Genomic DNA, 16,788 nt, shown 5'->3' with positions numbered 1-16,788 from the left:
CCGCGGCGAAGATAGCCTTACGGCAAAAAGAGCGCGCTGCCAGGTTAGCAAGAGTGATTCTCATCCTGAGAGTCACTTTTTTTTCGCCCTCCCTTCAGCAAGCCTTTAACATTGTGCATTTTCTCTGGAAACAATATTAAAACGTAATATAATAGGGCACGCGTGAGGCTATTTGTATGAAAGAATTAACGATTGAAACATATTCCAGAGATGAAACACATGACCTTGGCCGCCGCATTGCACTGGCTGCTAAGCCCGGCATGGTTTTTTTACTGGATGGTGATCTTGGCGCAGGTAAAACTACACTGACCCAGGGAATTGCCATGGGACTTGGCATTAAACGCAATGTCACAAGCCCTACCTTTAACATCCTGAAGATTTATCATGGTACGATGCCGCTTTATCATATTGATGCCTATCGTCTTGAAGGTGTTCATCAGGACCTTGGATTTGACGAATTCCTTGATGACGGTGGTCTTACCGTGATTGAATGGAGTGAATATGTACCGCAGCTTGTGCCGCCATGCCATATGACAGTGACGATTTCGCTGCTGGAAGAGAATTCACGCCGGTTTACATTTCATGCGGAAGGTGCGGAATATGAGAAGCTGCTGGAGGATTTGAAATGATTACATTGTGTATGGATACAAGCCATGTTTTCCTGGCTCTTGCTCTGATCAAAGATGATCAGCTTCTGGATGCTGTGCAGAAGAAATGCTGGAAGCAGCAGTCAGAGGAAATCTTTCCCGAATTGATGGCGATGATGGACCGTCAGGGTCTCGCTACTGAAGATATTGATCAGATTGTTGTAACCGAAGGACCTGGTTCCTATACAGGCGTGCGTATTGCCATGACAATCGGTAAGGTTTTCTGTGTGATGCGGGATCTTCCTCTGTATACCATTGGCACATTGCAGCTGTATTGCGGCAGCCGCCATGCCAGATGTGTTCTGGATGCCCGCGGCGGCCGTGTATATACCGCTGTGCTGAAAGATGGAGAATACGAGGAAAAACCGCATATTGTGATGGTTGATGATCTGAAGGATCAGATCGATGACCTTGAACTTGTGGGAGATGGCCATCTGTTTGGACGTGACGATTATTATCCGGATCTTGCCCAGAATTTCCTTGCCCTGAAAGATCATTGGGTTAAGGCTGCTAACACCAATCTGGTGAAGCCGGAATATCTGAAGCCATCCACTGCTTATCTTGTCAAATGATACGGTCAATGGTTGATGCGGATATCGATGCCGTCACCACTCTGGAAGAACAATTATTTCCGGGTGACTGCTGGGACCGCAGGCAGTTTCTGTATGAGCTTCATGAAAATCCATTTGCCAGATTGTTTGTCATTGAAAATGATGATGGCATCGTGAATGGCTATTGTGATTTGTGGATTATGTATGAGCAGGCCCAGGTTGCCAATATTGCCGTATCCGCTTCCTGCCAGAGGCAGGGGCTTGGCCAGCTGCTCATGGACCATATGTGTGCGCAGTCTCTGGCGCAGGGATGTGAATATCTGAGCCTGGAAGTGCGTCTGTCCAATCAGGCCGCCGTGCATTTATACGAAAAAAATGGTTTTATCAAAGCATCAAAGAGAAAAGGCTACTATTCAGACGGGGAAGATGCCTGGCTGATGGTAAAGCCGGTAGGAGGTTCAAATGACACTGATTCTTGCAATTGAGACAAGCTGTGATGAGACAGCCTGTGCCGTCGTTCGAGACGGGCGTGAGATCCTTTCCAGTATTGTCTCAAGTCAGATAAATGTACATACACTGTATGGCGGCGTTGTGCCTGAAGTTGCCAGCCGCATCCATGTTGAAAATATTTCAGCAGTCATTCATGAAGCTGTCCGCAGAAGCGGCGTCACCATGGATGATATCGATGCCATTGCCTATACACAGGGACCTGGTCTGATCGGATCCCTGCATGTCGGCGTGCAGGCTGCCAAGACACTTGCCTGGGAATTCCATAAGCCGCTTGTGCCGATCAATCATATGACCGGCCATATCTATGCCAACCGGTTTGTAGATACGCTGGAATTTCCACTGCTGGCTCTGGTTATTTCCGGCGGCCATTCACAGCTGGTATGGATGAAGAACGACTGGGATTTCAAGGTGATCGGTACAACCTGGGACGATGCCATCGGTGAAGCCTATGACAAAGTATCACGTGTGCTGGGCACCGGATATCCGGGCGGCCCGGTCATTGATAAGATGGCAAAGCTTGGCCATCCGCACTATGCACTGCCAACACCACACGTACAGGGTAAATATGATTTCTCTTTCTCCGGCCTGAAAACAGCTGTATCACAGCTGATCCAGCGTGAAGAGAAAAAGGGCAATCCGATCATCAAGGAAGATGTTGCCTATGCCTTCCAGGAAGCTGCACTTGGCTCCATGGTTGAGAAAACATTGAATGCCGTTGCGGATCTGCATCCGAAAACAGTTGTTCTGGCTGGCGGTGTAGCCGCAAATTCCCGCCTGCGTGAGCTGATGAAAGAAAAGATGACAAAATTCCCGGAAGTCAAACTGATTATTCCGGGTATCAAGTACTGCACGGACAATGCCGCCATGATTGGTGCAGCAGGCTATGTTGCTTATCAGCACCATTTGTTTGGTGACTTCACCGCCTCAGCAGATCCAAGTCTGGAAATGCCGGGTGAAGGTGAGTGAAAAACGATAATAAATTCACAAAGTGCTGAAAAAGTGTTATGATATCCGCGGTGATATTATGACAGATTATGTAGTACCAAAGGCAACATTACAGCGCTATCCTGTCTATCTGAAGGCTTTGCGGAAACTGAAGAACAATGGCTGCGACCGCATTATGTCCAAGGAGCTTGCGGATTATGTCGGCATTGAATCAACGACAATCCGGCGTGATTTCAGCTTTCTTGGCAAACTGGGCAAGCAGGGATATGGATATGATGTCGACAAGCTCATCAGTATTTTCTCGGAACAGCTCGGTGTGAACTTTGATGAAAAAATTATTCTGATCGGTGCCGGAAATCTTGGCAAGGCTCTGCTGAACTACAACAACTGGAACCATGTCGTTGGTGAGATTGTATGTGCATTTGATATTGCACCGCAGAACATCAAGGCATCTGTGCCCGTGTATGATATCAAGGATCTTCATGAGAAAATGCCTAAAGGATGCCGGATCGCCATCCTGTGTATTTCACAGAGTGTGCAGGAAACGGTAGATCTGCTGGTAGCCAACGGTATCCGTGGCATTGTGTCCTTTGCAATGGACCACTTTTCAGTGCCTGCCGGCGTTTTTGTAAAACAGGTAGATGTTGTCTCATCCATCCAGGAACTGGTGTTTGAGGCCAATTTAATGGAAAAATAAGGGGAATGAATTATGCCAACAGAAATGAGTGTGCGTGAGCTCTATGAGCTGACTGCTGAAGGATCACAGCTTGAAAAAGATCAGGTTGAATATGTACAGCTGCAGGGATGGATCCGTTCCAACCGCAGTGGCAAGGCAGTTTCGTTTATCGCTTTGAACGACGGTACGTATCTTGCCAATGCACAGGTTGTTTACAGTGCAGACAGTCTGTCCAACTATGAGGAAGTATCCCACTATCTGACAGGTACGGCAGTCTCTGTGATCGGCCGCTATGTTCTGACACCAGACAACCGCCAGCCGTTTGAAGTACAGGCAACAGAGATTGATCTGGAAGGTGCATGTGATGCGTCTTATCCGCTGCAGAAGAAGCGCCACACATTTGAATATCTGCGTGAGATCGGACATCTGCGCCCACGTACAAATACCTTTGAAGCTGTCTTCAGAGTCAGAAGCTGTCTGGCAATGGCCATTCATGAATTCTTCCAGAACCAGGGCTTTGTCTATGTCAACACACCGCTGATCACAGGCAATGATGCCGAAGGTGCAGGTGAAACATTTACGGTCACAACCCGTACCGATGGCAACTGGGAGAAGGACTTCTTTGGTAAGCATGCCTCATTGACTGTTTCCGGCCAGCTCCATGCTGAAGCCTATGCAATGGCATTCCGCGATGTCTACACATTCGGACCTACGTTCCGTGCTGAAAACTCCAATACCACAACCCATGCGGCTGAATTCTGGATGATTGAGCCGGAGATGGCATTTGCAGATCTGGATTATGATATGGCTGTCATTGAAGACATGGTGAAATACTGCATTACATATGTCTTTGACAACTGCAAGGAAGAGATGAAGTTCTTCAATGAACGCATTGATAAGACACTGATTGAACGTCTCGAGCATGTGCGCTCCTCACAGTTCCGTCAGATGCCTTATACAGAAGCCATTGAAATTCTTGAAAAGCACAAGGATGAATTCGAGAATAAGAATATTTTCTGGGGCATGGACCTCAACACAGAACATGAGCGCTATCTTTGCGAGAAGGTAGTCAAGGGACCGGTGTTCCTGACCAATTATCCAAAGGATATCAAAGCATTCTATATGCGTCAGAACGACGATGGCAAGACCGTCGCAGCTGTTGATCTGCTTGTACCGGGTGTCGGTGAACTGGTAGGCGGCAGTCAGAGAGAAGAGCGTCTTGACGTTCTGGTGAACCGCATGAAGGAACTTGGCATGAATCTGGACAACTACCAGTGGTATCTGGATCTGCGCCGCTATGGCGGCTGCCAGCATGCCGGCTTCGGTCTTGGCTTTGAAAGACTCATTATGTATGTTACAGGTATGGAAAACATCCGTGATGTCATTCCGTTCGCCCGTACACCGCGCAATCTGATGTATTAATACCGAAAGGAGCAGAAATGGAACAGTACGTTGTCAAGAAAAATCCGGATGGCTCAGAGATTACCGTCGGGGATGTACAGAAGGTACTTCTGGTGATTCTGAAAGATATTGATGCCATCTGCCGGCGCCATTCCATTTCTTACTGGCTCAATGGCGGCAGTGCCCTTGGGGCTGTGCGCCATCAAGGTTTCATCCCGTGGGATGATGATGCAGATATCGCCATGATGCGCTCTGACTTTGAGCGCTTCATTGAAATCATGAAGAAGGAATGCCCGGAAAAGTATGTCTTCCAGTGCTTTGCCACAGATGACCGCTACAATGTTCTGATTCCGGGGATGAAGATCCGCATGAAGGGAACCTATCTGCAGGAAGTCAATACACTGCTGGACAACCGCTGCAAAGGCTATGAAGGCTGTGACGGCATCTTTGTGGATGTCTTTGTCTATGACTATGTTTCCCCGAATATGTTTGAGGATCTGCCGCGCCGTCTGCTCAATGATGTACTGATGGTGCCGGAGGTTGTGGCGGACAATGTCTTCCATATCAATCCCATCGGTATCAAGAAAGCTATCATGCACAATGCCCATGCCTATGGCAGGCACTGTGAGAAGAAGCACAGCGATTATATTGGCTTTGATCTGACATGGGTCTGGAAGAGTCCGTTCAAGCCATTCATTTTCCGATATGATGATATCTTCCCGACACAGTATGTTCCCTTTGAGGATACCCAGCTGCCGATTGCAGCCCATCCTCATGAATTTCTGACCATGGGAATAGGTCCCGGATATATGCAGCTGCCTCCTGTTAACAAGCGGTATGCCAAGCATATCCGTGATATCCGCCTGCCAAAGGAGGACGATTGATGCTTTACCAGGTAAGTCATGGCGCCAAAGATTTTGGCGCCAATACTGTTTTTGAGGATGTCCAGTTTGAAATCCGCGGCACTGAAAAGATTGCCATCGTCGGCCGCAATGGCTGCGGTAAAACAACCTTCCTGCGCTGCATGTGCGGAGAAGATCATTTTGACAAAGGCAATATATCCCGTCCCAACAGCCTGACGATCGGTTATCTTTCACAGAAAGTTCTTGATCATGATGAAAATACAGTGGAACAGGAACTAAGGGCAGTCTATGCACCTCTGTTTGCTTTACAGAAGCAGCTGGAAACACTGGAAACACAGATGGCAGAAAATCCCGATGAAAAAGTGCTGAACCAGTATGCCGACCTGCAGGAAAAGTTTGAACGCAGCGGCGGCTATAACTGGGAAGCAGAGATGAAGACCGTCTTCACCAGGTTTGGCTTCCAGCTGGAAGACCTGCACAGAAAAATCGGTGAATTCTCCGGAGGCCAGAAGACCAGAATTGCCTTTGTACGCCTGCTTCTGTCAAAACCGGATATTCTTCTGCTTGATGAACCTACCAACCATCTGGACATGGCTGCCATCGAATGGCTGGAAGGCTACGTCAAGAACTATCCCAGTGCGGTTGTCGTTGTCTCTCATGACCGGATGTTTCTGGATCATGTTGTTTCAGTTGTCTATGACATGGAATTTGGCAGAATGAAGCGCTATGCCGGCAATTATTCTTCCTATGTTCAGCAGAAGAAGAACGATCAGGAACGCCAGCAGGCTGCCTATGTCCGCCAGCAGAAGGATATTCAGCGTCTGGAAACGCTGATTGAGAAGTTCCGCTATAAGAAAAACAAAGCTGCTTTTGCCCAGTCCAAAATGAAATATCTGGACCGGCTGGAAAGGGTAGAGGAAGTGCAGCACAATGACAAGCAGTTCCACGCGGATTTCACACCGCGCCTCAAGGGTGGTGAAGAAGTGCTGGAAACGGAAAAGCTCGTCATTGGCTATGACCATCCGCTTGCTGAAGTGACAATGAAAATACGGCGCGGTGACAGGGTGGCCATCATTGGCGACAATGGCACCGGTAAATCCACTCTGGTCAAGACACTGATGGATCTGGTTCCCAAGCTCGGAGGTTCTTACCTGTTTGGCCATCAGATTGAAATCGGCTACTTCGACCAGCAGCTTGCCCAGTTTTCCAGCGGCAAAACTGTCCTGGAAGAGATCTGGGATGAACACCCCGATATGGACCGCACAGCCATCCGTTCTGTGCTGGGACGTTTCCTGTTTTCTGCAGATGATGTCTTCAAGCTTGTTGATGTACTGTCCGGTGGTGAAAAGGTACGTCTGTCACTTGCAAAATTAATGCTGCAGCACAGCAATCTGCTGATTCTGGATGAGCCGACAAACCATCTGGATATTCCGGGCAAAGAGGCATTGGAAGATGCCCTGCGCGGATTTACAGGTACCATTCTGTTTGTTTCCCATGACCGTTATTTCATCTCACAGCTTGCCACAAAGATGCTGGTGCTCCATGATGGCAAAGCAGATTTCCTGAATGAGAATTATCAGGAATACATGGAAGGAAAGCAGGCTCAGGAAGAAAAGCCTGCAGAAGTGAAACAGGTTCAGCAGCCGCGCACCCAGAAAGCCAAAAATCCGGAGGCCATTCGCCGGCAGATCGCCCAATTGGAAAAGGCCATCACTGCCAAAGAACAGGAGCTGGAAGACAACCGTGCTCTGCGCTTTGAGCCGGAGTACTATCAGGATCAGGCAAAGATGGATGAACTGGATGCACACATTGATGATATTCATAATGAACTTGCTCATATGTACGCAGACTGGGAGGAGCTCTCGGAAGAATGAGAGCTTCTTTTTTTATTGGAATTGCCGCTATAATGAGGACAGGGAAAAAGGAGAATTGCATATGTCGAATTGCATCATTGCCCAGTCGGGCGGGCCAAGCGCTGTCATCAATGCCACGATGGCAGGCATTGTGAAGGCCAATCAGCTCAGTCCGCTGTATGAACATGTCTACGGCGGCCTGAATGGCATTGAAGGCATTCTGCAGGAACGTTTTGTGGACCTGACCAATATGAGTGAGCGTGAAAACAGGCTGCTGCAGCAGACACCATCCTGTGCCCTTGGCTCATGCCGCTATAAGCTGAAAAGAGACAATGAGGAAGACTATCAGAAAATGATTGCGATCATGGACAAGTACCAGATCGAAACCATGTTCTATATCGGCGGCAATGATTCCATGGATACTGTGGCTGCCTTAAGTGAATATGCAGTCAGTCACCAGATTGCCAATCACCGCTTTATCGGCTGCCCCAAGACAATTGACAATGACCTGGTGGAAACAGATCACTGCCCGGGATTTGGCTCCGCTGCAAAATTCATTGCCACAACGGCCCTGCAGTGCTGGTATGACATCAATGCATATCCTTCCAGCCGAACCGAAGTCTTCATTCTGGAAACAATGGGCAGAGATGCCGGCTGGCTGGCCGCATCTGCCTGTCTGTCTGGCAAAGTGGATATCCTGATTGTTCCGGAAGAACCATTTGACAAGGAACGCTTCCTCAACCGTGTCAGGAATATCATCTCACTCCGCTCCAAATGCTTTGTGGCAGTGTCTGAAGGGGCGCGTTACATTGATGGATCGTATCTTTCTTCAGGCGTAGCACGCAGCGAACTGTTTGGACATACAGTCCTTGGCGGGGCAGGAAAGGTGCTGGAACAGATGATTCTGGATGCCGGCATCGCCTCCCGCTGCAAGGTGCAGGATTTATCCATTGCCCAGCGCTGTCATGCCACGGAACAGTCTTATACCGATGTGACAGAGAGCTTTCAGCTTGGCATGTGTGCTCATATGCGCAGCAGCGATCCATCCTTTACCGGTAAAATGGTTGGCCTGAAACGCATGCCTGCAGAGAAATATACTGTTTCCTGCTTTGCTATTGATGCGGAAAAGGTTGCCAATTTTGTCAGGAATTTTCCCTCCCAGTGGTTGCTGCCGGATTATGGCGGCATCAGTGAAGAAGCCATAAAATACATGCTGCCGCTGATCCAGGGAATACCGGAAATCATCTATGATGAATCCGGTCTGCCTGCCTATGTAAAGCCATATTATCTGGTAAGATAGGTGAGCGAGGTAGAAAGATCATGAAAAATACAGGAATGATTGCCGCGGTAGAAATTGATGCGGTAAAGGAAAAATATGGTGAGCCTGAGGAAATGCTGCAGGCAGGGGGATTCCCGGTCTATCACTATGTGACAGATAACGGAAATCTTTATATTCTGCATTCCGGACCAGGTGAAATTTCCGCCGCTGCCGGCACCCAGGCACTGCTCTCAGAATTTCATGTCTCTTTGATCACCAACTTCGGCGTTGTCGGCGGATTGAGTGAGGAAATGAGCAGAGTGCGTCTTTGCATTGTTGACAAGGTTGTGCATTACCAGTTTGATACATCTGAGGTTGACCATTGTGAACCTGGGTTATATCTGAATGAATATCCGACGATTTACATGCCCACGGATAGAAAGCTGCTTGCAAAGGCAAAGCAGGTATACCCCGACCTGAAACCAGTCATCTGTGCATCTGGTGATAAGTTTGTCGGCAGTGTGCAGGAAAAGACGCAGATTCATAACCAGTTCCATGCGGATATCTGTGAAATGGAAAGCGCAGGCATCGTCAAGACTGCCAACCGCAACAAGGTGCCATGTGTATTGATCAAGATGGTCGCTGACAGCATTACCGGCGGTGAAAAGGAATATTTCAGTGCCTTTGCCACCAGCAGTCAGAAAGCACTGGATGTGCTGGATACACTTATGAAGACATTCTGAGATTGAAAACAATGCCGTCAGGATTTCCTGACGGCATGTTTTTGTGATGGCGGAGAATGAGGGATTTGAACCCCCGCACGCTTGCACGTCTAACGGTTTTCGAAACCGTCCCCTTCAGCCTCTTGGGTAATTCTCCAAATGCATTCATTAGTATATCATAGCCATCCTGCCTGTTGAAAGAAAAAGATAGGAGGCAGATTGTGGTATGATGAAGGGCATCAGGGAGAAAACAAGATGATTACATTTGATGAAATGAAGTATGAGCGTCCTGATCTGACACAGATGCAGGATGAGCTTTCCAGCTATGTCAAAGATCTGCAGGCAGCACAAAGCTATGAACAGGCAAGAGATATCTTTCTGCGCCAGGACAATGCTGTGCGCCATATCTCTACACTGAATACACTGGCCCAGATCCGCCATGATATCAATACGAAGGATGCATATTACAAAGCAGAAAATGAGTTCTGGCTGGCTGCATCTCCAAAGCTGCAGCAGGCACAGCAGGATTTTACAGATGCACTGCTGGCCAGTCCATACCGTCCGGACTTTGAAAAAGAATTCGGCAATATCGTGTTCCTGAATGCTGAAATTGCAAAGAAGGCATTTTCTGCAGACAACATTCCTGACATGCAGAAGGAAAACCAGCTTGCCCAGGATTATGAGAATCTGCTTGCCTCTGCTCAGGTCCCGTTTGAAGGAAAAACATATACCTTGTCACAGATGACACCATTCAAGAATGATCCCGATGATGCCCGCCGTCTGGCTGCCTGGAAGGCAGAAGGGCAGTGGTACAAGGATCATCAGCCGCAGATGGATGAAATCTATGACCAACTTGTTCATCTGCGTGATGCCATGGGACGCCGCATGGGCTATGAAGGCTATACAACGCTTGGCTATTACCGCATGGACCGCAACTGCTATACAAAAGAAGATCTGGCTAAGTTCCGTGATGCCGTCGCAAAGTATGTTGTGCCGGTAGCAGAACGTGTTTACAAAGCACAGGCAAAGCGGCTTGGCGTTTCCTATCCGATGAACTTTGCAGATGCAGCCCTGGAATTCCGCTCAGGCAATGCAAAGCCTGCCGGAGATGCGGATGATATCATCGCTGCCGGCACAAAGTTCTATGATGAACTCTCACCGGAAACAAGTGAGTTCTTCCATGCCATGAAGGACATGAAACTGATGAATCTGCTTTCCACAGAAGGCAAGGCAGGCGGCGGTTACTGCACGGATCTTGGTGATTACCACATGCCGTTTATCTTCGCCAACTTCAATGGCACCCAGGGAGATGTGGAAGTTATCACCCACGAGGCCGGACATGCCTTTGAGGGATGGCTCAACCGGAACAGAGTGCCGATGAGCACTGCCTGGCCGACGATGGAGGCCTGTGAGTGTCATTCCATGTCCATGGAATTCTTCGGCCAGGAATGGGCTGATGATTTCTTTGGTAAAGATGCCCGCAAATACCGCTACTCCCACGTGGCAGGTGCGATCCGCTTCATCCCGTATGGCACGGCTGTGGATGAATTCCAGCATGAAATCTATGCACATCCCCAACTGACTCCAAGACAGCGCCATGATGTCTGGAAGAAACTGTGCGGAAAGTATATGCCATGGTACAAGCTGGATGGTGAAATTCCGTTCTACAGCGATGGTGAGCACTGGCAGCTGAAACATCATATTTACAGTCTGCCGTTCTACTATATTGACTACTGCCTGGCCCAGACCGTATCTCTGGAATTCTGGGCATTGATCCAGAAGGATCTGAAAGCTGCCTGGCAGACATATATGGCATATACAGAACAGGGCGGATCCGACACCTGGACAAATATGCTGAAAAAGGCAGGTCTGGCATCACCGTTTGATGGCAATACTCTGAGGGATATCTGCGAAAAAGCAGGAAAATATCTGGATGAATTTGATCTGAGCGGCATCGAATAAACAATAAGATACAAAAGGATGCAGAAATAAAAGACATCCGGGATCTGACTGTCATTGGACAGCATTTCCTGGATGTCTTTATTCTTTTGCCTGGCCGGGCCTGCTTTCAGCAATCAGATGGTCCATCAGCTTTCTGGCAGCCGGACTCATCGGCCTGTGGCGGTCATAGATCAAAGCAATCTGTCTTCTGGGGATTTCCTCCTGCACATGCAGCTGCACGATGGCACCGCTGGCAAGATCAGCGGCTGCCATTCTTTCAGGCAGAAATGCAATGCCAAGATCATGCTTGACCAGCGGCAGAATCTGATCGGCCGTTGCCACTTCTGTATCCGGATGATACACAGCACCATAGGTAGCAAACACCTCGCTGTGAAACTGATAGCTCATGGTTTCCCTCGCCATGGAAATCATGGAATAATTTTCCAGATCATGCAGCCGCAGGGCCTGAAAGGACAGGGCAGTAAAAGACTTTCCACCCACCAGAATTTCTTCATAGGAGATCAGCGGCATACTGACAAGGCCTGCATGATGACGATAGGGTGTCGTTACCACGGCAAAATCAGCTTCGCCATCTTCTACTGCCCGCAATGCCATTGGATTGGCATGGTTCAGAATGCGCAGGCTGATATGCGGATAGTCATAGTGAAACTGCTTCAGGGTATCCAGCAGCAGTAAATTCAATGCCGTTTCAGAGGCACCAATGGTAATGCTGCCCTGTTCCAACTGCAGATCACTGTTGAGTTCTCTCTCTGCATCATTTAACTGCCGCATGGCACGCTCCACATGCGTAAACAGCTTCCTGCCTTCTGGTGTCAGAACGATGCCGCGGTTGGAACGGATCATCAGCCGGCAGGCCAGGCTCTGTTCCAGCTTATTGATGGTGCGGGTGACATTAGGCTGATTGGCATGCAGAACTGTGGCAGCCCTGGTGAGGCTGCCATATCGTGCAACATAATAAAAGGTACGGTAATAATCCAGAGGAATGTTCATGGCAGTATTTTACCATATCAATCTGATATGACGGGTATCTCAAAAATACTTTTTACACAATTTCTGCTGCTTCTTATAATAGCCATGTTTTGGGAAAGAGAGGCGGTATATTGAACAGATCAGGATCACAGATGTCTGAAGCAAAGCGGACTATGGTCTTTCTTGCTCTGTCCGGCGGTCTGATGGATGCCTATTCCTATTTTGCCCGCGGCAAGGTATTTGCCAATGCACAGACCGGCAACATCGTTCTGATGAGTGCCCGTATTGCTGATGGTGAATTTTCCGCCAGCCTTAAATATCTGCTGCCGCTGACAGCATTTGCCCTTGGCGTCATTGCTTCCCAGGAGATTCATACCCGCTTTCCCGGTGAACAGGGGCTGCACTGGCGGCAGATTGTCATCGCCATAGAGATGGTGCTGCTGTGTGCGGTAGGTTTCCTGCCATCATCCATCAATCCGATTGCCAATGCCCTTCTGTCATTTGCCTGTGCCATGCAGGTACAGGCATTCAGAACCGTACGTGGTTCCCCGTATGCCAGCACCATGTGCATCGGCAACCTGCGCTCTGCCATGGATCATCTTGACCGTTCCATCCATGAAAAAAGCAGGCGGGAACTGCATCTGTGCGGGAAATATCTGCTGGTTGTGCTGGCCTTTGCCTTTGGTGCCGTAACCGGCTACCAGATGATTGAGCTGTTTGGCCTGCATACGATCTGGATCAGCTGTGGACTGCTGCTGGTGAGCTTCCTCATGATGATTCCAAAGGAGGCCATGCATGAAGCTGATTGATCTGCAGAAACTGTCTGATTACAGTGAGATCCAATTGGATGACAGGGTACTGATGCCATGGGATATGGCCTGCATGCAGCTGGAAGGAAAGATCAGCGATGATCCCGATTATTTCAGTGTGAAAGAACTGCTGGCCATTGAGGATGATGATGTACAGCAGAAGGTAAGGCATATGACGGAAGAATACAACGAAATGCTTGAGAAAGAGTACCATCAGGCACCGATGTCATGGACCGCCCTGCTTGCCTATCTGCAGGATAAGAGCAGGATACTTCATAAACAGATAACCATAAATGACATGCATTGCGTCTCCGGTTGCAATTCTGAAAAAGCGGGCATAAGATAACAGACGTTGTGCATACCGGAATGGTATAGAATATCTGATGATAACGCACGATAAGGAAGTGATGAGATGGAAATTGATGCGATCCAGAAACTGATTGATACGGATGAAAAGGTCCGCCAAGAAGTCAAAGATGTGTACGACCGCAGAGCACAGCTGAAGCAGGCAATTGTGGATGAAGAGAAGAAGATGTCCGATGATGCCTGGGCAGCTGTCAATGCAAGGGTGGAAAGTACCAAAGCCGAGCTGGAAGAAAAGGTGAAGGCAGATGATGCACAAAACCAGGCATATTACAGCAAGGCCAGTGCTGACCTGCAGAAACAGTTTGATGCCAGCCATGAGAAATGGCGCAAAGAGCTGTACAAACGGATTGTGGAGGATCATGCATGAGTTCTGATGGCGCAATGGCTGCCAAGGCCAGAGCGATGTTCGGGGAACGGCTGAATGCGGATGCATATGCTGCCCTGCTGCAGAAGAAATCACTTGCAGAAATTGTGGCATATCTGAAGACCAATACGCTGTACAGACATACGCTGGAAGGCGTCAATGAGAAGGCAATCCACCGCGGTCAGCTGGAAGTACTACTGCGGCGGAGCATGTATGAGCGTCTGCAGAAACTGCTGCGCTATGGCAGTGAAGAAGATGGCCGCTTCCTGGTGGCGGCTGTCATGAATACGGAAATTGAGATGATCCTGCGCTGCATCCGGGTTCTGATGAATCCGGAAAGTGATGAAAGAGCAGAAATGATTGCCGAAATGCCAATGTATATTTCACATTACATGTCATTTGACATCAGTAAGCTCGCTGAAATCAACAGCTATGATGATCTTCTCGCATTCCTCAAGAACACCCGCTACTATGACATTCTGCGCAGATACCGGAAGGATAACCTGATGGAAATCGATGCGGTATCTCTGGAACATGATCTGCGCGATGCCTATTACCAGCATATGATCGAACTTGCCAACAGTGATACCAGGGGAGATGAGCGCCAGCAAGTGCTGAAGCTGATCTCCATGCGGGCAGAACTGGAAGCCATCTCGATCATCTATCGTCTGAAGAAATACTTCCAGGTCGCACCGGCACTGATTGAGCGCACGGTTGTGATCCGCAGCTGCCTGTTCAAGGAAGCTGAGATCCGCCGCATGATCAGGGAAGACAGTGCGGATGAAGTGCTTGCGGCTTTGCAGCGTAAATACCACTTCTATACAAAAGGTGCGAATTCTCAGAATATAGACCGCTATATCGAGAAGATCGTATACAACATCTACTACACGATGATTGAAACGGACACAAGGTCCAATCTGATTCTGATGAGTTATATGAATCTGTCCCAGATCGAGATCCGCAATGTGATCAACATCTGCGAAGGGGTCAGATATCATATCTCCAATGACCGGATTCGGGCATTGCTTGTGTACTAGGAAAGGAGCCAGCGGATGGCAATTGTAAAAATGAAGTTCGTTGAGGCATCCACGGATCGTGACCATCTGGATTCCATGCTGCTGAAAGGCATCGGATCCGGCATGCTTGATGTCGAACCGGCCAGCAATATTGTGACCGAAGACAACGGCGGCAAGATGATCAGTGAGGAAAATCCGTATGCCGAATACAGGCAGACACTGCAGAACTTCGCCCATGCGGTTGGCTTCTCATTCGATCCTGAACGGAAACCTTCCAAGACGTGGTCAAAGGAAGAAATCGAAAAGTTTCTGGGTGAACTGAATGAGAAGTTCGGCATTACCAGTGATGCCGGGGAGGTAATTCTTACTCCCGATGATGAACAGGCACTGGATGCCCTCAGTGTGTGCGGTTTTGAAAGAATCCATGCCTGCAATTATCTGAATTTTGGCTTTGGCAGAATGCCGCGGGAAAGTTTCCCGAAGCTGTCAGCCTACCGGGATGTGAATTTTGTCCACCACCGTCTGCATGAAAACAAGCAGTATATCTGGATGGTATATGTCACATCTGATTCCTATGCAGAAGAAGTAGAAAAGATCTTCCAGTCTCTGTATTTTGAGCCGATGGAAATTCCGGCGGTGGATGTACACAGACTGCTGCATCAGTATGAAGATCAGCTGAATGACTGCTTTGCCTACTGCTCACAGCGTGACGAGATCATTTCTCAATACAAGTATGTTTCCATCTTTGATGAGAAATATCTGCTGTCAGGTTTTGTGCAGGCATCCCAGGTGCAGGCATATGAAGATGCTTTTGCCGGCGACCCTGTCACTTTCACAGTGAAAGAACCGGAAGAAGTACCACAGTTCAAGTGCCCGACACTGCTGAAGAACAACTGGTTCGCAAAGCCGTTTGAGCTGTTTGTGGACATGTACTCAACACCTGCTTATGGTGACTTTGATCCGACCTTCTTCCTGGCCATTACTTACTGTATTCTTTTCGGAATCATGTTTGGTGATATGGGCCAGGGCATCGTACTGATGATCATCGGCTTCCTGTTTGAGAAAAAGGGCAAGCTGTTTGGCATCATCGGGAGAGTCGGCATCACCAGTTCCATCATGGGCTTCCTGTTTGGATCCGTCTTCGGCTATGAAGATCTGCTGAATCCGATTCATCAGAAACTGTTCCATGTACGTGAGAAGCTGTTTGATGTCATGGCAAACTCCAACACAATGACACTGCTGATTGGAGCATTGATCATCGGTGTTGTACTGATTGTCTGCTCCATGACCATCAACATCGTAAACAACCTCCGTCATAAGAAACTGGGCGAAGTATTGTTCTCACAGAATGGCATTGCCGGCCTGGTGTTCTATCTGTATGTGATTATTGCCGCAGGTCTGAAACTGACGGGCGGTGCAAATCTGTTCCATGTACAGTTTGTGATCCCGTTCATTCTGGTCCCGGTGTTCTGCTTCCTGATGAAGGAGCCGCTGACCAATCTTGTCACAGGACACGGTTTCAGAGCTTCCCAGTCCTGGGGCGCATACATACTTCAGAATTTCTTCGAAGTATTTGAAATCCTGCTGTCATTTGTCACCAACTCCATGTCCTACCTGCGTGTCGGCGGCTTCGTGCTCTCCCATGCCGGCATGATGCTGGTGGTTATGACACTGGTCAAGATGACAGGCAATGCCGGACCGCTTGTTCTGGTTCTTGGCAACATCTTCGTTATGGCGCTGGAAGGCCTGGTTGTTGGTATTCAGGCTCTGCGTCTTGAGTATTATGAAATGTTCTCCCGTTACTACACTGGTGGCGGCAGAAAATATAAAGCATTAACTGCACAAGCAGAATAAGGACAAATGTCCAGGAGGAAAA

17 protein-coding genes and 1 tRNA gene are annotated in these 16,788 nt (G+C 48.5%); 16 read left to right on the top strand and 2 right to left on the bottom strand.

Going from position 1 to position 16,788, the window contains the following annotated elements:
- Positions 1-176 precede the first annotated feature (176 nt).
- The 10 genes from tsaE (at position 177) to SOI44_RS07510 (ending at position 9,447) form a co-directional block, all read left to right on the top strand.
- Positions 177-629, top strand: coding sequence for a tRNA (adenosine(37)-N6)-threonylcarbamoyltransferase complex ATPase subunit type 1 TsaE (gene tsaE / locus SOI44_RS07555; RefSeq protein ID WP_331348600.1), 453 nt, complete (start codon positions 177-179; stop codon positions 627-629).
- Positions 626-1,219, top strand: a complete 594-nt coding sequence (gene tsaB / locus SOI44_RS07550; protein WP_331348599.1) for a tRNA (adenosine(37)-N6)-threonylcarbamoyltransferase complex dimerization subunit type 1 TsaB — start codon at positions 626-628, stop codon at positions 1,217-1,219. The genes tsaE and tsaB overlap by 4 nt, the downstream gene beginning before the upstream one ends.
- Positions 1,220-1,227: 8 nt before the next feature.
- Positions 1,228-1,683: a ribosomal protein S18-alanine N-acetyltransferase gene (rimI, locus tag SOI44_RS07545; RefSeq protein ID WP_331348598.1), complete on the top strand. Its 456-nt coding sequence runs from the start codon at positions 1,228-1,230 to the stop codon at positions 1,681-1,683.
- Positions 1,661-2,674, top strand: a complete 1,014-nt coding sequence (gene tsaD / locus SOI44_RS07540; protein WP_331348597.1) for a tRNA (adenosine(37)-N6)-threonylcarbamoyltransferase complex transferase subunit TsaD — start codon at positions 1,661-1,663, stop codon at positions 2,672-2,674. The genes rimI and tsaD overlap by 23 nt, the downstream gene beginning before the upstream one ends.
- Positions 2,675-2,732: 58 nt before the next feature.
- Entirely contained in the window at positions 2,733-3,350 is a 618-nt protein-coding gene (locus SOI44_RS07535) for a redox-sensing transcriptional repressor Rex (RefSeq protein WP_331348596.1), read from the top strand.
- A gap of 12 nt (positions 3,351-3,362) precedes the next feature.
- Positions 3,363-4,751: an asparagine--tRNA ligase gene (asnS, locus tag SOI44_RS07530; RefSeq protein ID WP_331348595.1), complete on the top strand. Its 1,389-nt coding sequence runs from the start codon at positions 3,363-3,365 to the stop codon at positions 4,749-4,751.
- Between the two features lie 17 nt (positions 4,752-4,768).
- Positions 4,769-5,614, top strand: a complete 846-nt coding sequence (locus tag SOI44_RS07525; RefSeq protein ID WP_331348594.1) for a LicD family protein — start codon at positions 4,769-4,771, stop codon at positions 5,612-5,614.
- Positions 5,614-7,467 (top strand): ABC-F family ATP-binding cassette domain-containing protein, encoded by a 1,854-nt coding sequence (locus SOI44_RS07520; RefSeq protein WP_331348593.1) that lies wholly within the window; start codon positions 5,614-5,616, stop codon positions 7,465-7,467. The genes SOI44_RS07525 and SOI44_RS07520 overlap by 1 nt, the downstream gene beginning before the upstream one ends.
- A 61-nt stretch (positions 7,468-7,528) precedes the next feature.
- Positions 7,529-8,746 carry a diphosphate--fructose-6-phosphate 1-phosphotransferase gene (locus SOI44_RS07515; RefSeq protein WP_331348592.1) on the top strand — a complete coding sequence of 406 codons (1,218 nt, stop codon included), beginning with the start codon at positions 7,529-7,531 and terminating at the stop codon, positions 8,744-8,746.
- Between the two features lie 20 nt (positions 8,747-8,766).
- A complete protein-coding gene (locus SOI44_RS07510; RefSeq protein WP_331348591.1) occupies positions 8,767-9,447 on the top strand; it encodes a 5'-methylthioadenosine/S-adenosylhomocysteine nucleosidase in 681 nt (226 codons plus the stop codon).
- A gap of 47 nt (positions 9,448-9,494) precedes the next feature.
- Here SOI44_RS07510 and SOI44_RS07505 read toward each other — a convergent pair.
- Positions 9,495-9,583: transfer RNA gene (locus SOI44_RS07505), tRNA-Ser, on the bottom strand.
- Positions 9,584-9,681: 98 nt separating this feature from the next.
- Between SOI44_RS07505 and SOI44_RS07500 the strand changes: the two genes are divergently transcribed.
- On the top strand, positions 9,682-11,388 hold the full coding sequence (locus SOI44_RS07500) for a M3 family oligoendopeptidase (protein WP_331348590.1): 1,707 nt from the start codon (positions 9,682-9,684) through the stop codon (positions 11,386-11,388).
- A gap of 78 nt (positions 11,389-11,466) precedes the next feature.
- Here the strand turns inward: SOI44_RS07500 and SOI44_RS07495 are convergent, their stop codons facing one another.
- Complete coding sequence (locus tag SOI44_RS07495; protein ID WP_331348589.1) at positions 11,467-12,378, bottom strand: LysR family transcriptional regulator; 912 nt, start codon at positions 12,376-12,378, stop codon at positions 11,467-11,469.
- Positions 12,379-12,509: 131 nt separating this feature from the next.
- Between SOI44_RS07495 and SOI44_RS07490 the strand changes: the two genes are divergently transcribed.
- The 5 genes from SOI44_RS07490 (at position 12,510) to SOI44_RS07470 (ending at position 16,766) form a co-directional block, all read left to right on the top strand.
- On the top strand, positions 12,510-13,166 hold the full coding sequence (locus SOI44_RS07490; RefSeq protein ID WP_331348588.1) for a YoaK family protein: 657 nt from the start codon (positions 12,510-12,512) through the stop codon (positions 13,164-13,166).
- Positions 13,153-13,512, top strand: a complete 360-nt coding sequence (locus SOI44_RS07485; RefSeq protein WP_331348587.1) for a hypothetical protein — start codon at positions 13,153-13,155, stop codon at positions 13,510-13,512. The genes SOI44_RS07490 and SOI44_RS07485 overlap by 14 nt, the downstream gene beginning before the upstream one ends.
- Before the next feature lie 66 nt (positions 13,513-13,578).
- Positions 13,579-13,899 (top strand): hypothetical protein, encoded by a 321-nt coding sequence (locus SOI44_RS07480; RefSeq protein WP_331348586.1) that lies wholly within the window; start codon positions 13,579-13,581, stop codon positions 13,897-13,899.
- A complete protein-coding gene (locus SOI44_RS07475; protein WP_331348585.1) occupies positions 13,896-14,933 on the top strand; it encodes a V0D/AC39 family V-type ATPase subunit in 1,038 nt (345 codons plus the stop codon). The genes SOI44_RS07480 and SOI44_RS07475 overlap by 4 nt, the downstream gene beginning before the upstream one ends.
- Positions 14,934-14,948: 15 nt before the next feature.
- Positions 14,949-16,766 carry a V-type ATP synthase subunit I gene (locus tag SOI44_RS07470; protein WP_331348584.1) on the top strand — a complete coding sequence of 606 codons (1,818 nt, stop codon included), beginning with the start codon at positions 14,949-14,951 and terminating at the stop codon, positions 16,764-16,766.
- Positions 16,767-16,788 lie beyond the last annotated feature (22 nt).

Origin of the sequence: Lactimicrobium sp., from assembly GCF_036453465.1 — a bacterium.
Lineage (GTDB): Bacteria > Bacillota_I > Bacilli_A > Erysipelotrichales > Erysipelotrichaceae > Bulleidia.
Note: the sequence above shows the minus strand (reverse complement) of the source record. Positions and strands in the feature narration are given on the sequence as shown.

Bases quoted from the DNA above. Each gene is read 5' to 3' on its own strand.
- tsaE (WP_331348600.1), top strand. From the start codon at position 177: ATGAAAGAATTAACGATTGAAACATATTCCAGAGATGAAACACATGAC.
- tsaB (WP_331348599.1), top strand. From the start codon at position 626: ATGATTACATTGTGTATGGATACAAGCCATGTTTTCCTGGCTCTTGCT.
- rimI (WP_331348598.1), top strand. From the start codon at position 1,228: ATGGTTGATGCGGATATCGATGCCGTCACCACTCTGGAAGAACAATTA.
- tsaD (WP_331348597.1), top strand. From the start codon at position 1,661: ATGACACTGATTCTTGCAATTGAGACAAGCTGTGATGAGACAGCCTGT.
- SOI44_RS07535 (WP_331348596.1), top strand. From the start codon at position 2,733: ATGACAGATTATGTAGTACCAAAGGCAACATTACAGCGCTATCCTGTC.
- asnS (WP_331348595.1), top strand. From the start codon at position 3,363: ATGCCAACAGAAATGAGTGTGCGTGAGCTCTATGAGCTGACTGCTGAA.
- SOI44_RS07525 (WP_331348594.1), top strand. From the start codon at position 4,769: ATGGAACAGTACGTTGTCAAGAAAAATCCGGATGGCTCAGAGATTACC.
- SOI44_RS07520 (WP_331348593.1), top strand. From the start codon at position 5,614: ATGCTTTACCAGGTAAGTCATGGCGCCAAAGATTTTGGCGCCAATACT.
- SOI44_RS07515 (WP_331348592.1), top strand. From the start codon at position 7,529: ATGTCGAATTGCATCATTGCCCAGTCGGGCGGGCCAAGCGCTGTCATC.
- SOI44_RS07510 (WP_331348591.1), top strand. From the start codon at position 8,767: ATGAAAAATACAGGAATGATTGCCGCGGTAGAAATTGATGCGGTAAAG.
- SOI44_RS07500 (WP_331348590.1), top strand. From the start codon at position 9,682: ATGATTACATTTGATGAAATGAAGTATGAGCGTCCTGATCTGACACAG.
- SOI44_RS07495 (WP_331348589.1), bottom strand. From the start codon at position 12,378: ATGAACATTCCTCTGGATTATTACCGTACCTTTTATTATGTTGCACGA.
- SOI44_RS07490 (WP_331348588.1), top strand. From the start codon at position 12,510: ATGTCTGAAGCAAAGCGGACTATGGTCTTTCTTGCTCTGTCCGGCGGT.
- SOI44_RS07485 (WP_331348587.1), top strand. From the start codon at position 13,153: ATGAAGCTGATTGATCTGCAGAAACTGTCTGATTACAGTGAGATCCAA.
- SOI44_RS07480 (WP_331348586.1), top strand. From the start codon at position 13,579: ATGGAAATTGATGCGATCCAGAAACTGATTGATACGGATGAAAAGGTC.
- SOI44_RS07475 (WP_331348585.1), top strand. From the start codon at position 13,896: ATGAGTTCTGATGGCGCAATGGCTGCCAAGGCCAGAGCGATGTTCGGG.
- SOI44_RS07470 (WP_331348584.1), top strand. From the start codon at position 14,949: ATGGCAATTGTAAAAATGAAGTTCGTTGAGGCATCCACGGATCGTGAC.